Consider the following 16,106-nt stretch of genomic DNA (forward strand, 5'->3'; position numbering starts at 1 on the left):
TTTTTAGCAGTGGACATCTGTTTATAAAAGGAAAATTCCATGAATTATTTGCTGAAACTGATAATCCCAAAACCATATTTAATAATTTCACCACTTTCCTTTCAGATACTTTTTATATTCATCAAAAGCCCCGGCTCCGGGTCTAAAAGTAGCCCAGCTAAAATTTGTAATTTTAGTTGTAAATAAGCCGGCTACAAATAATTGATCCTGCAATTCTTCCCAGTCTTTCGGCCTATAAGGAACATCCGGACACCAACAGTTTTTAAATGATTCTATATCAACCCCAAACTCCACTCCTGTTTCATCACAAGCTTTTTTAACTTGAGTAAAATAATTAGGTAAATCAACGTCAACATCCACCAAACAACGCCCACCTATATCTTGTAAATAAAGTACATCTATATCCGGTGTTTTTTTTAAAATAGCTTTGAACCATTCACCGCACAAATCTGCAGGTTTTCCCCGGAATAAAGCGGGAGCTATGTGTACCGGATATTTTTTCGTCTTAGACTTACAATAAGCTGCAACTTTTTGCAAATAGTCTGCCAATAAATCCCTTGCAGGATTATTCTGCCAACATCCATCAGGAAAAGAACCATCATGAAATTCTTCCGTAATATACCACCCTGCGAAACAAGAACAGGAACCAAACATCTCATAAATCTCATCAATAACCAGTTTGTTTTTTTCAAACAATACATCATAAGTTGCCTGTATATTTTTATCTCCGTTATAATCACCGCCAAATAGTCCAAAGACCAACTTAAACCTCTGCCTTTCCGCGGCTTCAACCATATTATTCACTATAGGATACTGTATTTTATTCCAAGGAACTTTCGTATTCAAATACCATGAAACATCATTCTGATTGCCAAAACCCTGCGTATATTGAATAATCCATGTATCAATATCAACATCTTTACAAGCCTTGAAGTCTCTATCCCAGTCTTCGTTTTCATAGCCAGAAGTCAATTGGATAAATAAGCTATTGAATTGAGGTGTTCCGGCTTGAAGTTCATATGAAGTAAGTTGTTCTAAAGCATCAATTTTCACCTCTCCGGAATGTGCTTCCCCTGACTGATTAACTATTTCGATACGATAACCTACAAATCGAGATAAATTCAATGAGTCTTTAGAATTACCTTTCAAAAACTTAAACGAAGAATAAGGTATTACTAATCTTTGCCAGTCGCCACAATTCAAAATGAAATCATTCGTATAAACAAAATGCACTCTCTCATCCCTCAAAGTTACCAAAGTTTCATCTTGTATCAAATGTATACGAAGTTGATCCATATTACCTTTTTCTCCTTTTATCCAAATAGATATACCTAAAGGACAAAAAGAAAGATCCGGGCGATAGTCCGCCCATACTTCTTCTAACAGAACACTTTCTTTTTCTCCATCTTCAGGTTTTCCTGAAAAATTATACTTTAAAGAGAAAGAACCGTCTCCTTCTATTTTATCTGCTCGATCTACAGTTTTCTTAATTTTCGCCTTCGGACAATTCCTGCCCGGCTCAATAATATATACATTACAAGCTTCTTCATCATAAGTATTTAATAATTTAGTAGCTTTCACTTGTTTCAATAAATCGTTTGATTCTCCGGAGTTAAAAAAATCTGCCGGAGCACGATTAAATGAGCAAGCTGAAAAACACGCATACATAAATATCAATAATAGATTTTTCATAAAATCATACTTTTAACAACAATAAAGGCTGTCTAAAAACTCAGTTTCCTGAACTGAAACCTTTTTTATTTTAGACAGCCTTTTGTTGGCTATTAACACCCTTTACCTTTAATACCTATTGTGGATAATATGTCATTTTATAAGCTATAATACCTGATTTATCCGCTGCACCACAAGCAATAGAAGCATAAATATACACCTCACAACCATTTACAATTGTTGCAACATCTCCATATTGATTATAGTTCACTTCACCATATACATCACTTTCCAATAACTTAAACTTGGCATAGTCTGCATCGTCCGGTACTAATGTCAGATTATTCTTATCCGTAATTTCAAAAACTTTCATTACAACACCATCCCAAGCCCAGAAACCTTGTTCCAATGTCACCAGAAATTTATCTCCATTTACCTCAAACACATCAAAATCAAATATTTTATATAGGTTATTTTTCGGATTCATCCGGATAATATCCATACTTGGAGGAAAGACCTCTAAACGGCTACCTTTTTCCAGTTTTTCACTATCACTGCCATCATATATACAATATGTAATATAATGATCCGAATTTTCATCCAGTGACTCACGCTTTACTGAAGCAAATGACCATGCTTCTTTTGCACTCGCATATTTAACAATTGTTGGTTTTGTATTTACCGGAACACCATCACGGAACTCCCAATAATAGAAATCGGTCATACCAGAAGCTGTTGCATAAATATAGCCCTTTCCTTGTTTCAGATTCCCTATCACACTCATTTTTCGCCCTAACAAACCCGGGCAACCAGCATCTTCCGTATAATTCAAAATTTCCTTTGCAGGGCTATTCTCATCATCATAATAATAAACAATAAAACCCGCACTATTTTCATTATACCGATTTACAAGAATATGTCCCGCATCATCTGTTTTCACCTGCATGGTAAATGTAGTAGGAGCTGGTATTATCTTTTTGAACTTTCCGGTGATATTATCATATACCCTAACTCCATCTCCAGCGGTCCATATATCTGCATCATGCACATAAATATTATCTCCTGCAGCATCCATACCAGAAATATAAGGGTGGACAATTCCCATTTCCGTAGAATTCTTAAACCACATTTTTTTGAAAATTGTCTTTGGAGGGGTTGGAAGAATTTTAATAATATTCGTACGCTTTACACCTTCCCCATCAGTAACCGTAATTTTCAGAGGATCAGTAAAATCCATTTCACCTGTAATAGCAGGTTCTACATAGCAATTGTTTTCCACGTTGGCAAATGGTTTCAAGCGCGTTAAGTCTAAAGGAGAATCCTCCGTTGTAGGAACTTTAATATATAAAGTATCACCATCATTATACGGCCCTACCATTGTTGCACCATATTCTGTAGATCCACCAGGAATCTTCACGAAGAAATTTAACAATCCTTTATTATATGTAACACCGTTATCCATATCCGGTGACTCACAGCCAAATATTACGAGCAGGAGCAAACTGCAATAAAAAGTATTCAATATTTTATTGGTATTCATAACATAATCTTTTTAGCATTATTTCCATTCATCAAATTGTTCACAGGCCGGATTACGCTGAATCTCAGTCAGAGGTATAGGAAAACGATAATATTTTTCAGGAAATATACGTTTCTTCCCTCCATCGCAATCTACCTGATCATAAGTAAATGTTCCATCTTCATTTCTAGTTATTTTCGTACCATGACAGTTAACGTTATTAAGAACAATAGAAGCCTGTTTCCAACGTCTTAAATCCCAATAGCGATGTCCTTCAAAAGCCAGTTCAATCATCCTTTCATGCCGTAATAAAGACATAAACTCAGACTTACTGCTTGCTGTAACCGGTTTATCAAATCCTGCACGCAGACGCACCTGATTCAATGCAATTAAGGCTTCACTTAAATTATCCTGTTGGGCCATAGCCTCAGCGTATATCAAAAGAACTTCTGCATAACGCATAGCATAATAAGTCAATTCTCCGGGTTGAAAACCATTCCTCTGGCCTTCATCAAACAGTTTACGCATATAATATCCCGTACATGTTGTACCACCGCCAATAGCATATCCATCAACACCTCCGACATAAGTTTCTATTTTACGTCCTTTCCAATCAGCTCCATTATATAAAATTGATGCATAAAAACGCTTTTCACGCCCTTCATACGGATTCTTTGCCTGTTCAGGATTATTCCAACTAAAATCAGATCCATCAGCCATCTGATAAGCCGACACCAACTCCTCTGTAGGGCTAACCTGCGCATATCCTTTATCTCCAGGAGGACAATAAAAATAATCAAATGAATAACCAAAATTTGGAGATTGGTAGCCAAAATCAAGAATAGATTCTTTCGATGTTCCCGTGGCTCTTTTATAAGTAAATAATTTGGCATAATCATCTTCCAACTCATAAATACCTAAGTCCATTACAGCCTTTGCTGCATCAGATGCTTTCTTCCATCGTTCAGCATAAAGCATATAACGGGCTTTAAAAGCCAAAGCCGCCCCTTTTGTCAATTTTCCTTGATTATTTTCTTTTTCCGAAACAACCTTTACAGGTAGATGCTCTATAGCAAAATCTATATCTCTCTCAATAAAATCCCAGCATTCTTCAACGGAGCTACGAGAGTTTTCTTTCTTATCCGGCAATTGTTCGAAAATAATAAAACTGCCACCATACACTCTTGACAACTTAAAAGAGACCCAAGCTCTAAAAAAACGGATTTCAGCTTCAGCCCGCAATGTTACTTCTTCCGGTAAGTTAGATCCATACTTTTTCAACCCATCCAGAAATTCATTACAATCACGAGTCCACGTATAAGCCCAATCCCAGCAGCCCATTGCATTATTATCCGGAGTTACCATCTGGCTACCAAAAATAAACAAATTGGCATCCGCAACCGGAGTATTCATTTTCAAAATATCTGAATGTGCATCATCTTCCACATAAGGCGTATAATACGTCTGCCCAATCAAAGGATAAAATTTATTCAAATATAATTCCAGATTTTTTTCGTTTGTCCAAGGCACTTCATCCGAATAAGACTTTGTCAGTTCAGGATCAAGGCTACAACTCGCCAAGCATGTCATTGCAAACAAACCGGTATAAATAATTATTTTATTTAGCATATCCATTTCGTATTATATTAAAAGGTTAAATTAAGTCCAAATTCTACCGTACGTTGTTGTGGATAATAGCCTTGATTCACATCCGGCATTTCAGGATCCAAATATGGCAAAGCATCTATCGTAAACAAATTTCCACCAGAAATATAAAAACGAACTCTTTCTATAGATATTTTCTGAGTTAATATCCGAGGAATCGTATAACCTATCTGAGCATTTTTCAAACGAAGATAAGCTCCGTTCTTCAACCACCAGGAAGATTCAGAACTCCCGTTTGAACGACGTGAAATACCTAATCGAGGATATTCTGCATTTGTATAGTCCGGTCTCCAAGCCTTTTCTATCAAATAATAAGGAGAGTTTCCATCACAGAAAAACGGCTGAGTGTAGAATGTATGATCCGAAAATTTACGATCCGAATAGTACCCGCACAAAGAAATATCACAAAGAGCAGCCCCCTGGAAAAACATATTAAAGTCAAAACCTTTCCAATCTGCAGCCAAATTTAAGCCAAACATCATTTCTGGCGTAGCACTTCTTCCTATCCACGTTTTATCTTGTTCATACGTAATACGTCCATCGCCATTCACATCCTTCAGTTTAATATCACCCGGCAAAGTAGGTCCTAAAACAGCACTGTGATCTATCTCTTCCTGTGATTGAAAAAGCCCTTCAGCTATAAATCCGAATTTCTGATTCATAGGTTTTCCTGTTAATCGTCTGTACTCCGGAACATTCGGGTCTTCAGTTGTTTCTATCACTTTATTTCTCGCCCATGATAAATTTCCCCGTACACTATAATTAACTTCTCCTATTTTATTCCTATGTGTTAATGTTATTTCAAATCCACGATTATCAACAATACCGGAATTCAAATAAGCAGGAAAATAACCACCCATAGAAGGAGGCATCAAACTTCCCTGAGCCTGCAGAATATCTTTTGTTTTCATATAAAAAAGATCCAATTCTGCGCCCAAAAGGCCATTCCACATTGATGTTTCCAGACCTATATTATAAGAAGTTGTTGTTTCCCATTTTATATTATCATTCGGAACACGATCTACACCCAAATAACGTCCCAAAGCATTTCCAATCATAACAACAGGGTCTTTTCCCATACTCATTGTACGTATATAAGCATAGTCGCCGGTTTCTCCAATATTATCATTCCCCAATTTTCCTACGGATAACCTCAACTTAAGATTATCTACAAAAGATACATTCTCTTTAAAAAAGGACTCATTAGAAATACGCCACCCCAAAGCTACTCCGGGAAAAAATCCCCAACGGTTATGCTGTGGTAAACGAGCGGAGCCGTCAATACGTCCTGTAAACTCAAAAAGATAACGCTCATCATAAGCATAATTTAAACGGGTAACATAACCCGCACGACGAAAGTTAGAATGTGAACCTTTCACCAAATCATCCAATACTATTTCACCATAATCCAGGTCCATAATATCCGTAATAGGGAAGCTTTTTCGTCCGGCAGACATTCCAGTACCATTATCTTCAGCATATTCATATAAGAACAATGCACCAACGGCATGTTTGCCAAATGTATTATCATAATTAGCAGAAGCCTGAACCGTAGAGCGCCAGGAATCAGAAAACCATTGGTTAATCGTTGCATCTCCACTAAGAGAATGACGTCCCCATTCATCATGATACGTCTTATCCCCCATGTGATATACCATCAATTTATAAGGTAAAAGAACAGACTTTTTCATTGAATATCCCTTGTCATACCCTAAATTCAACTTAAAGCTAAGCCCCTTTACGAAAGGTAAATCATATTTTATACTCATACTCCCTTCAAACCGATTACTCCTGTTATTCTGTTCTCCTGAAAGATCGCGGGCTGCCAATGGGTTTTGATTTCCATTATCTGGATTTAGGCTACCAGCATAACTACCATCAGGTCTGAAAGCCGTAACAAAAGGATATGCCAACAATGCCTGACTAAAAATAGATGCATAACTATTTCCCAATCCGGCACTTAATCCAGGTTCTTTCTGAGTCGATTGATTTGCAGCAATATTAAATGATACTGTTAAGTTATCAATCACCTTTGCATCTAAATTTGCCCTTACATTATACCGATCGTATGACGTACGATCTATAATTCCATTTTGATTAAATGCACCAAGTGAAACAAAATATTTAAACCGGTCATTCCCTCCATTCAAAGACACATTATTAGTAAATGTAGGCGCAGACTTCTTGAACAGGAGATCAAACCAATCTGTATTTCCAAATATCTCTTCCGGATCTCCATTTATAATTCTATTTAAATCACTATCCGAAAAACGGCGAGCCTCTTTAGGCACACCATCCATTTCTTCTGCCTTATCGTACCAATAAGCATAATCCGGTCCATTAAGAAACTTCGGAAAATTTGTATTCATGCTTATCTGAGCAGACGTATTAAAAGTTATCGTTGGCTTTTGTTGTGAACCACGTTTAGTAGTAACCAAAATAACACCATTCGCAGCACGAACACCATAAACTGCCGCAGATGTCGCATCTTTCAGGATAGTAATAGACTCAACTTCATCCGGATTAATGTTTGGAAATGGCCTTTCAAAGCCATCTACTATAACCAAAGGATCATTATTTCCTAAGGTATTTGAACCACGAACTAACAAAGAAGCGCCATCGGATCCTGGTTGGCCAGCTTCTTGTCTGGTTATCAAACCTGGCAAGCGCCCCTGCAACATAGATGATAAATTCCCGGATGTTGCGGTTTTCAAGTCTTTCGCTTCAATCTGGGCAATAGAACCCGTAACATTTATTTTACGTTGCGAGCCATAACCAACAACAACAACTTCGTCCAAAGTCTTAGTATCTTCCTTCAAAACAACTTTAACAGTATTCCTGTTTCCTACACGGATATCCTGAGAAACATATCCTATATAAGATACCTGTAATATATCATCCGGTACTACTTCGATCGAAAAATCTCCATCAATACCTGTAATAACCCCTTGTTTGGAACCTCTCACAACTACATTTGCTCCAATTACAGCCACTCCGGCAGGATCCAGAACAACACCTGTTATTTTTTTCTTTTTAGTAGATATGCTCTGTTTTACTTTTAGAGAATCTCTAGAAGCCAAAACAATCTGGTTACCGGAAACTTCATAAGTGATATTCGTTCCTTTAAAAATATCATTCAAAACATCTTCCAGTTTCTGATTCAAAACATCAACAGTGACAATGCGATCCAGATCTATCATACTGGCATCATACATAAATGACTGGCCTGATTTCTTCTCAATAGCTTGTAATACTTCTTTGACAGTAACTTTTTTAAGATTAACTGTGATCTCCTGTGACAGCAAGTTGTTACTACTTGCATAAGCGGAAGATACAGGAGAGAAAAGACTAAAAAATGACAATAAAATGCCATAAAAACCTTTTTTTAAACAATAATTTCTGTGTTTATTCATAACTTTGCAAAATCAAAGAGGAAACTAGCATAATACACAACTGCAAATCTTGTTTTATGCGTTAACTTCTCAAGAGAGAGGGTCGTTATACGACCCTTTTTTATTAATATTAGTATTATTTCATAGGCAACATTTTTTCCATTAAACTTTCTATTTGATACTCACATTTTTCTTGTCATAGGTTATTTCCATAGGATTTATACGAGACATCATTCTCAAAATTTCATCCAACTGCTCCGTAGTAATGGTAAATGTATATTTATACTTATCCTTCAAATTATCTGCCAGAACAATATCCACATCATACCATTGATTCAAATACTTCACGACTTCACTCAAACTTTTTTCTTCAATCTTGAGTTTCTCTTGTGCCCATAATGCATTGAAATAAGCATCCGTATTTTCAATAAAAGCATTACCCGTACTTTTATCCAAAACTGCTGCTTCGCCAGGGTTTATCCAGAAAGGATTATCTATTGGCGTCTTCTGAAACGATATTTTACCGGATAAAAGGCTAACAACCAATTCTTCTTTTGTAGAGTTTATACTAAATGAGGTACCATATACTTTTACCAATGATTGATCGACATTGACAAAAAACGGATGCAAGGAATCTTTTTTAACTTCCAGATAAGCTTTACCTTTTATTTCTATGTTACGATTTTCCGGAGAAAAATCATTAGCATAAATAATTTCCGAATGAGGAGCTAACCAAACTTGAGTTCCATCAGGAAGTGCTATTTTACTTTTACCATTTAATGTTGCATACTGGAAAACAACAGGGCATTCCTTGTCTGAATGATTAATAATATATAATGAAGAAATAGCTATCAACAGGATAACGACCGCAACTGATCTATAAATCCATTGAAATGAAATAGTTATACATTTAACTTTTTCTGAAATATGATTATTTACGATTTCCCAAGCTTTCTCTTTATCCGGATTAAAAGAAGAAGCTTTATATTGAATCATATTCCAAATTTTCTCTACATCTTTCTGTAAATCCACTGAAGGAGCCTTCTTATCGTTTAAAAGCAGAGATGAATCCAAGGATTCCCCTCTTTTTAGCTTATTTATTATATTTATCCAAAAATCATGTTTCATAATAAACCCTTTATATAAGAGTCACCCTATGAAAGTACAACACGTAAGCCCCCTCGCTTATTTAACATTGATTTGCAATTACCAAAGATATGAATAATTATTCCCTAAATATTGCCGGATACGCGATAAAGCGTTAGAGATATGAGTTTCTACAGTGCGAATAGATAAATTCTTTAGTTCTGCAATCTCTGCATTGGAAAGATTTTGTTCTCGGCTCAGGCGAAAAATTTCACTACATTTTTCAGGTAAAGATAGTATAGCTTCTTGTATAATATTCTGAAGTTCATGCAATTCTATTTCTTCATTCTCACAAGCAACATCATATGGCATCTCATCACAAAATACAATATGTCGATTATCCCTATAATAATTTAAAGTTCTATTCTTTACCGCTTGAAACAAATAAGATTTTAAGGTTAGTTGTATTGTTAACTGTTCACGTTTATCCCACAAATAAACAAACAAGCCCTGTACAATTTCCTCCGATGCAAACGTATCATCCAAACTTATATTGACAAAACGGCACAACGGAACATAGTACTTATCAAATATAAGTCTAAAAGCTCTCTTGTTTCCTTCTTTTACCTGGTTTAAAAGAGCAATATCATCATTTACAAAATCGTCATTCATGACACTGTAAAAAACACATTTATTCGAAATAATTAAATGGCATATACTATAGTACATGAAGAACTATAGTTTCAAATATCTAAAATATAATAAAAAAGGCCTTTTTATATCAACAGCTATAATTAAAATGACTATTCTTATTTATAAAATCAAATCTCGTTGCAATAATAATAAAATTATTTAAAGTAAACACTGTAAATTCATAATTAACCGATAATAGTTCTTCATGGACTACCAATCGATGGAGAGGGTATGAGAAAAAAGAGCCTGCTTCATCAGGAACTGAAATTTCCTTTTTGAAACAAGCTCAAAAATAATAGAAAAGGTTTGGCTAAAATAATTTAAATTTAGATATATGGATTTAAATGCTTCCTTATTCTCTACCTCCTCCCAAAGCATGATAAAGATTTATTATACTTTGAATCTTGGTAAAATGATTGGCTGTTTGTGATAATTGTGCATTTAATAGTGATTGACGGGCTGTCAGCACTTCCAGATAGGTGGTCGTACCATGCTCCATTAATAAAGAGGTACTTTCCAGCGCTTTTTGTAAAGAAAGAACTTGCTTTTCAAACAAATCCATTTTTGCTTTACTGGTCTGGCAAGCAACTAGAGCATCATTGACTTCACTACCTGCATTCAGGAGAGTTTGCAAAAACATTTGGTTTGCTTCTTCCTGTTGTGCTTTGGCTATACGGTATTGAGCCATTATCTGTCCTCTATTAAATAAGGGTTGTGTAAGAGAGCCAACTGCTGATGCCAGAAATTTACCAGGATTGACAATCATACTTCCTGCCGAATTAGTCCATCCGGCACTTCCGTTTAATACAATAGATGGATAAAAAGCCGAACGCGCCTGATTGGTTGCGTAAAAAGCCTGTTCCATCGAACGCTCAGCCGAACGAACATCAGGGCGGTTTGACAACATTTGCATAGGAACTCCGACTGCTACGTCTTCTGGAAATTGCTGATCTGCCAATTTACCACGTTCGTAACGACGTGGAGTTTCAGCAAGCAATAATGCAAGGCTATTCTCCACCTGATTGATTTGTTCTTTCAAATCAAGTATGGAAGTTTGTACACTATAATAAGCAGCTTCCATTTGAGATGTGGAAGCCTCATTTGCCAAACCGGCTTCCATTAATGCACGAGTAGAAGCTACTGTTTCTTTCCAGGATTCTTCTGTTTGTTCTGAGATAATTAATTGTTCATCCAGCATCAATAGCGTATAATATACATTTGCTATTCCGGCTATCAATTGAGTACGTACGGCTTGCTGATAATCTTTACTTTGGGCATATAACGCTTTAGCTTGTTGCTTTGCATTACGCATACGCCCAAAAATATCTAGCTCCCAACTGGCTGTAACAGGCAATGTGTAGGTCTTAGTCGTTTTACTACCGTCAAAACTGCTTAATGTTCCTTGGGGTGCAAGAGCAAACGAAGGCAAAAAAGCGAGTTTTGCCGACATCAATGCCGCTTCCGCCTCTTCAATCCGTAATTGAGCAGACAAGAGGTCTGTATTATTTTGCAGGCCTTGCTCGATAAGAGTTTGCAATTGCGGATCTGTAAAAAGCTCTTTCCAGTTCATATTACCGAAGTTTGTCGTATCATCAGTAATTACCTCTTCTCCGTATAAATTATCCGGAGTCGTTGTAACCGGCTTATATTTGGTATATATGCCGCAACTGCTCAGCAGGGCAATTGCGGCTGTTAACAAGATTATTCTCTTCATATCTTAATTATTTTCATTGTTTAAACCACTACGTTCGGTTTGGCTTTTTTGCTTTTCCAACGCAACTTGGATATCGGCTTCTACTTCCATCGGCGGACGGATTTTTTCTTGCATATATTCAAAAATTATGTAGAACACCGGTACAACGAACAATAATGCCAATGTCCCAATAGCCATACCTCCGATAACACCTGTACCCAACGAACTATTACCATTGGCTCCGGCTCCGGTAGAAAACATCAACGGAAGCATACCGAAGATCATTGTAAGCACAGTCATCAAAATCGGACGCAAACGAGCTTGAGCTGCCGAATATGCAGATTCTATTATTCCCATTCCTTGACGACGACGCTCAACAGCAAACTCTGTAATCAAAATCGCAGTCTTGGCTAAAAGACCTATCAACATGATTACACCTGTCTGCAAATAGATGTTGTTTTCTAATCCGAATAATTTAGCAAACAGGAATGACCCCATCAAACCAAACGGCACAGAAAGAATGACAGCCCACGGAACCAAGAAACTTTCGTATAGGCAAGCCAGAATCAAATAAATGAGCAGGATGCAGACTGCATAAATAAAGAGCGTTTGTGAACCTCCGCTACTAGCTTCTTCACGCGCCATACCACCATATTCGTAACCGTAACCCGTAGGTAACATTTGTGAGGCTACTTCCTCAATAGCTTTCTGTACTTCACCTGTAGAATATCCTGGTACCGGATTCACATTGACAGTAATACAGCTAAAAAGGTTAAAACGGTTGGCTACTTCGGGACCAAGTACTCTTTTTAGAGTTACAAACTGACTTATAGGAGCCATTTCCGTACCATTTCGTACGAACATATTATTTAGGGCCTGTTCATCAAGGCGGTATTCCGGTGAAGCTTGCGACATCACTCGATATACTTTCCCAAACTGATTATAGTTGGAAATGTATGATCCACCACAATAACTGCCCAATACATCAAGTACTGCCGAAGGCGAGATGCCTGCACGTTTACATTTGGCAGCATCCACATCTACTGCTATCTGAGGAAAATTCATGGCATACGACGTATAAGCCATTGCTATTTCAGGGCGTTGGTTTAAGGCTCCGATATACTGCATGGCATTCTTGTAGAACGTACTCATGTCCCCACCCGTACGATCTTGCAAATTCAGCTCAATAGAGTTACCTAAACCGTATCCTGGTATCATACCCGGCTGGAAACAGAATATCTGTGCTTCTTTAATTTGAGCGAATTGTGCATTCAAACGTGCTACTACCGCATCGGAAACATGTTCACTGCCTTTACGTTCATTCCAATTCTTCAAACGAATGATAGCCATACCGTAAGAAGTTCCCTGCCCTGCCAAAAAACCATAACCAGCTACGCGGGAGTAGTGTTCAATTTCCGGTGTGTTTTTTAAAATATTTTCTACTTTATCCAATACTTTCGTTGTTTCTTCCAACGTACTACCCGGGGCAATAGCGACATTAGCCATGATAGTTCCCTGATCTTCCTGTGGAACAAGACCTGTTTTTGTATTGCTGATCAGCCATCCCAATAAAATGACGGATGCAATCATTCCTGCCCACACCATCCAACGGTGATGAATAAAAAACATAACACCTTTTTTATATTTACCCAACACGGCATTGAACGAGGCATTATAAGCAGCACGTACCCGTCCGTTAATACTTTTAGCACTTTTATTACCATCGCTGGGACGCATCATCATGGCACAAAGAGCCGGACAAAGTGTCAACGCACAAATCATGGAAAGTCCCACAGACGTGGCCATTGTTACACCGAACTGCGTATAGAAGATACCTGAAGTTCCCCCCATAAAAGTTACAGGTACGAACACTGCCATAAATACGCACGTACAGGAAATAATAGCCATCGTTACATCTCCCATCGCGTCTTTTGTCGCCTGATAGGGCGATGTATAGCCTGCATCGAATTTTGCTTGCACAGCTTCCACCACCACAATGGCGTCATCCACCACCGTACCGATAGCAAGCACCAAGGCAAATAAAGTTAATATATTGATGGTAAATCCGGCTGCTGTCAGACAGGCAAATGTTCCTATTAATGAAACAATGATCGAAATAGAAGGGATAAATGTACTTTTAAAGTCCTGAAGGAAGAAATATACCACAAGGATTACAAGTATGATCGCTACAATCAATGTTTCTACTACATTATAAATAGAGGCAAAAAGGAAGTCGTTAGAACTCATCATTGTAATAAATTCCATACCGGCAGGCAATTCTTCTTCCATCTTTTTTAATTCTGCAGAGATACGTTCATTTACTTCTGTAGCATTGGATCCTGCAACTTGGTAAATCATAAATGTAACGGCAGGCTTACCGTCCATTTGGCTATCGAAACCATAGCTTAATGTCCCTAGTTCTACCTTAGCAACATCTTTAAGACGTAATACAGAACCATCTTCTTGAGCACGTACAACGATATTCTGGAATTCTTCCACACTTTTCAGACGTCCACGATATTTCATAGTGTATTGGAACACATTTTTCGAATTCTCGCCTAACGAACCGGTTGGAGCCTCAATATTCTGCTCTCCCAACACGGCAGTCACATCTGAAGGTATCAAGCCGTATTGGGCCATACGTTCAGGATTCAACCAGATACGCATACTGTAAGTATCGCCTAGCTCCATAACATCACCTACACCTTCAATACGTTTGATACGAGGAATAACGTTGATGTCTAGATAATTTCCAAGAAATGTTTTATCATAGCGCCCGTCAGGACTTACAAGAGCATCGATTTGCAAAAAGCTGGTTTGCCGTTTTTGTGTGCTGACACCTATACGAGTTACCTCCGCCGGTAATAAACCTTGCGCTTTTGTTACACGATTCTGCACATTGACCGCCGCCATGTCAGGATCTGTTCCCTGTTTGAAATATACTTCAATAGTTGCCGAACCTGCATTAGTAGAAGTAGAAGTCATGTACATCATATTTTCTACACCATTGATACTTTCTTCCAATGGCATGATGACACTATTCATCACCGCATCGGCATCTGCTCCGGTATAACTTGCCGATACATGGACTGTAGGCGGAGCAATATCCGGATATTGTTCGACAGGTAAAGTGAAGAGAGAGATCAATCCAATCGCCAAGATAAGAATAGAGATGGAAATGGCCATAACAGGCCGTTTGATAAATATGTTTCCTTTCATACTTCGATTCTTTATTTAACTTGTGTTCCTTCACGAACCAATCCGGCTCCTTCGGATATAATTTCTTCACCGACTTTCAGTCCGTCAAGTACAATATATTCACGACCGTCATTGATTTCGGCAACGGTAATTAATGTGGAAACAGCTTTACCGTCCACTACTTTATAAACAATAGTTTTATCTTGCAAACGCACTGTTGCGCCTTGCGGAATAATGATACAGTCATCATAAGCCTGTGGAATAAGTACATTGCCGGAAGCTCCACTATGAAGCAAACGGAATTCGTTTGGAAATACAGCACGTACGCCAACCGTACCAGTCTGCCGATCTATTACTCCACTGATAGATTCGATTTTTCCTTTCTGCTCATAAATAGACTGGTCGTTCAGTTTCAATGTGACTTCCGGCATATTAGCCAAAGCGTCATCCATACTTTTATATTGACGGCTCATTGCTAAAAGCTGATTTTCAGTCATAGAAAAATATACATACATGTTTGAATTATCGGAAACTGTAGTCAACGGTTGGGGAATACTAGCACTGACCAATGCTCCAACACGATAAGGCAACATACCGATAACTCCGTCACTCGGACTTTTAACTTCAGTATAGGAAAGATTATTACGAGCATTTAACTCCTGTGCCTCCGCCTGTGCTAATTGAGCTTTTGCTGTTAGAAAATTATTTTGGCTTGTTTTCAAATTAAATTCGGAAACAACCTTTTGGGCAAAGAGTTCTTTTGTGCTGTTATAATTCAATTCGGCTGTGTTCAAAGCCGCTTTTGCAACCTCTACATTTGCTTGAGCTGTTTTCAGAGCTGCTTTATAAGGAATTTGATCTATGACAAAAAGCAACTGCCCTTTTCGCACTGCCTGCCCTTCTGTTACACAGAGTCGTTCTATAGTACCCGATACTTGCGGATAAATATCTATATCTTGACGACCACGAATTGTAGCAGAATAGGGTGTAGTCAACTCTTTATCTGCGGTAGAGACTTTCATCGTTGCGTAAGACGCTTTCATCTGCGCATCCGGAGCATGTTTACAGGATGCCATCCACACTATTGTACAACTAACGATAGCCATCAGTTGTATTCCTTTCATATTTGCTTTTACCATATATTGAATATTAAATTGAGTGCAAAAGTAAGAAATAAAAATCGAATCTT

The 16,106-nt window shown here is 37.7% G+C and carries 9 protein-coding genes; all 9 read right to left on the minus strand.

What is annotated here, in order from left to right; genetic code table 11:
* Positions 1-87: 87 nt before the first annotated feature.
* Positions 88-1,692 carry a DUF4434 domain-containing protein gene (locus tag ACYIB7_RS12105; protein WP_480337206.1) on the minus strand — a complete coding sequence of 535 codons (1,605 nt, stop codon included), beginning with the start codon at positions 1,690-1,692 and terminating at the stop codon, positions 88-90.
* A 115-nt stretch (positions 1,693-1,807) separates the two neighbouring features.
* Positions 1,808-3,211, minus strand: a complete 1,404-nt coding sequence (locus ACYIB7_RS12110; RefSeq protein WP_103982636.1) for a DUF5018 domain-containing protein — start codon at positions 3,209-3,211, stop codon at positions 1,808-1,810.
* A gap of 18 nt (positions 3,212-3,229) precedes the next feature.
* Positions 3,230-4,819 (minus strand): RagB/SusD family nutrient uptake outer membrane protein, encoded by a 1,590-nt coding sequence (locus tag ACYIB7_RS12115; protein WP_234999284.1) that lies wholly within the window; start codon positions 4,817-4,819, stop codon positions 3,230-3,232.
* 17 nt (positions 4,820-4,836) lie between these two features.
* On the minus strand, positions 4,837-8,268 hold the full coding sequence (locus tag ACYIB7_RS12120; RefSeq protein WP_103982634.1) for a TonB-dependent receptor: 3,432 nt from the start codon (positions 8,266-8,268) through the stop codon (positions 4,837-4,839).
* A gap of 150 nt (positions 8,269-8,418) precedes the next feature.
* Positions 8,419-9,375, minus strand: coding sequence for a FecR family protein (locus ACYIB7_RS12125; protein WP_480337207.1), 957 nt, complete (start codon positions 9,373-9,375; stop codon positions 8,419-8,421).
* A gap of 78 nt (positions 9,376-9,453) precedes the next feature.
* The gene (locus tag ACYIB7_RS12130) at positions 9,454-10,005 is read right to left on the minus strand and encodes an RNA polymerase sigma-70 factor (protein WP_158228513.1); all 552 of its coding nucleotides are present in this window, start codon (positions 10,003-10,005) and stop codon (positions 9,454-9,456) included.
* 373 nt (positions 10,006-10,378) lie between these two features.
* Positions 10,379-11,740, minus strand: coding sequence for an efflux transporter outer membrane subunit (locus tag ACYIB7_RS12135; protein ID WP_103982632.1), 1,362 nt, complete (start codon positions 11,738-11,740; stop codon positions 10,379-10,381).
* Positions 11,741-11,743: 3 nt separating this feature from the next.
* Positions 11,744-14,938, minus strand: coding sequence for an efflux RND transporter permease subunit (locus ACYIB7_RS12140; RefSeq protein WP_103982631.1), 3,195 nt, complete (start codon positions 14,936-14,938; stop codon positions 11,744-11,746).
* An 11-nt stretch (positions 14,939-14,949) separates the two neighbouring features.
* Positions 14,950-16,056, minus strand: coding sequence for an efflux RND transporter periplasmic adaptor subunit (locus ACYIB7_RS12145; protein WP_103982630.1), 1,107 nt, complete (start codon positions 16,054-16,056; stop codon positions 14,950-14,952).
* Positions 16,057-16,106 lie beyond the last annotated feature (50 nt).

This window comes from Parabacteroides sp. KHUB-03, assembly GCF_056640975.1.

Excerpts from the sequence above, each read along its gene's own strand:
- ACYIB7_RS12105 (WP_480337206.1), bottom strand. The coding sequence starts at position 1,692 with ATGAAAAATCTATTATTGATATTTATGTATGCGTGTTTTTCAGCTTGC.
- ACYIB7_RS12110 (WP_103982636.1), bottom strand. The coding sequence starts at position 3,211 with ATGAATACCAATAAAATATTGAATACTTTTTATTGCAGTTTGCTCCTG.
- ACYIB7_RS12115 (WP_234999284.1), bottom strand. The coding sequence starts at position 4,819 with ATGCTAAATAAAATAATTATTTATACCGGTTTGTTTGCAATGACATGC.
- ACYIB7_RS12120 (WP_103982634.1), bottom strand. The coding sequence starts at position 8,268 with ATGAATAAACACAGAAATTATTGTTTAAAAAAAGGTTTTTATGGCATT.
- ACYIB7_RS12125 (WP_480337207.1), bottom strand. The coding sequence starts at position 9,375 with ATGAAACATGATTTTTGGATAAATATAATAAATAAGCTAAAAAGAGGG.
- ACYIB7_RS12130 (WP_158228513.1), bottom strand. The coding sequence starts at position 10,005 with ATGAATGACGATTTTGTAAATGATGATATTGCTCTTTTAAACCAGGTA.
- ACYIB7_RS12135 (WP_103982632.1), bottom strand. The coding sequence starts at position 11,740 with ATGAAGAGAATAATCTTGTTAACAGCCGCAATTGCCCTGCTGAGCAGT.
- ACYIB7_RS12140 (WP_103982631.1), bottom strand. The coding sequence starts at position 14,938 with ATGAAAGGAAACATATTTATCAAACGGCCTGTTATGGCCATTTCCATC.
- ACYIB7_RS12145 (WP_103982630.1), bottom strand. The coding sequence starts at position 16,056 with ATGGTAAAAGCAAATATGAAAGGAATACAACTGATGGCTATCGTTAGT.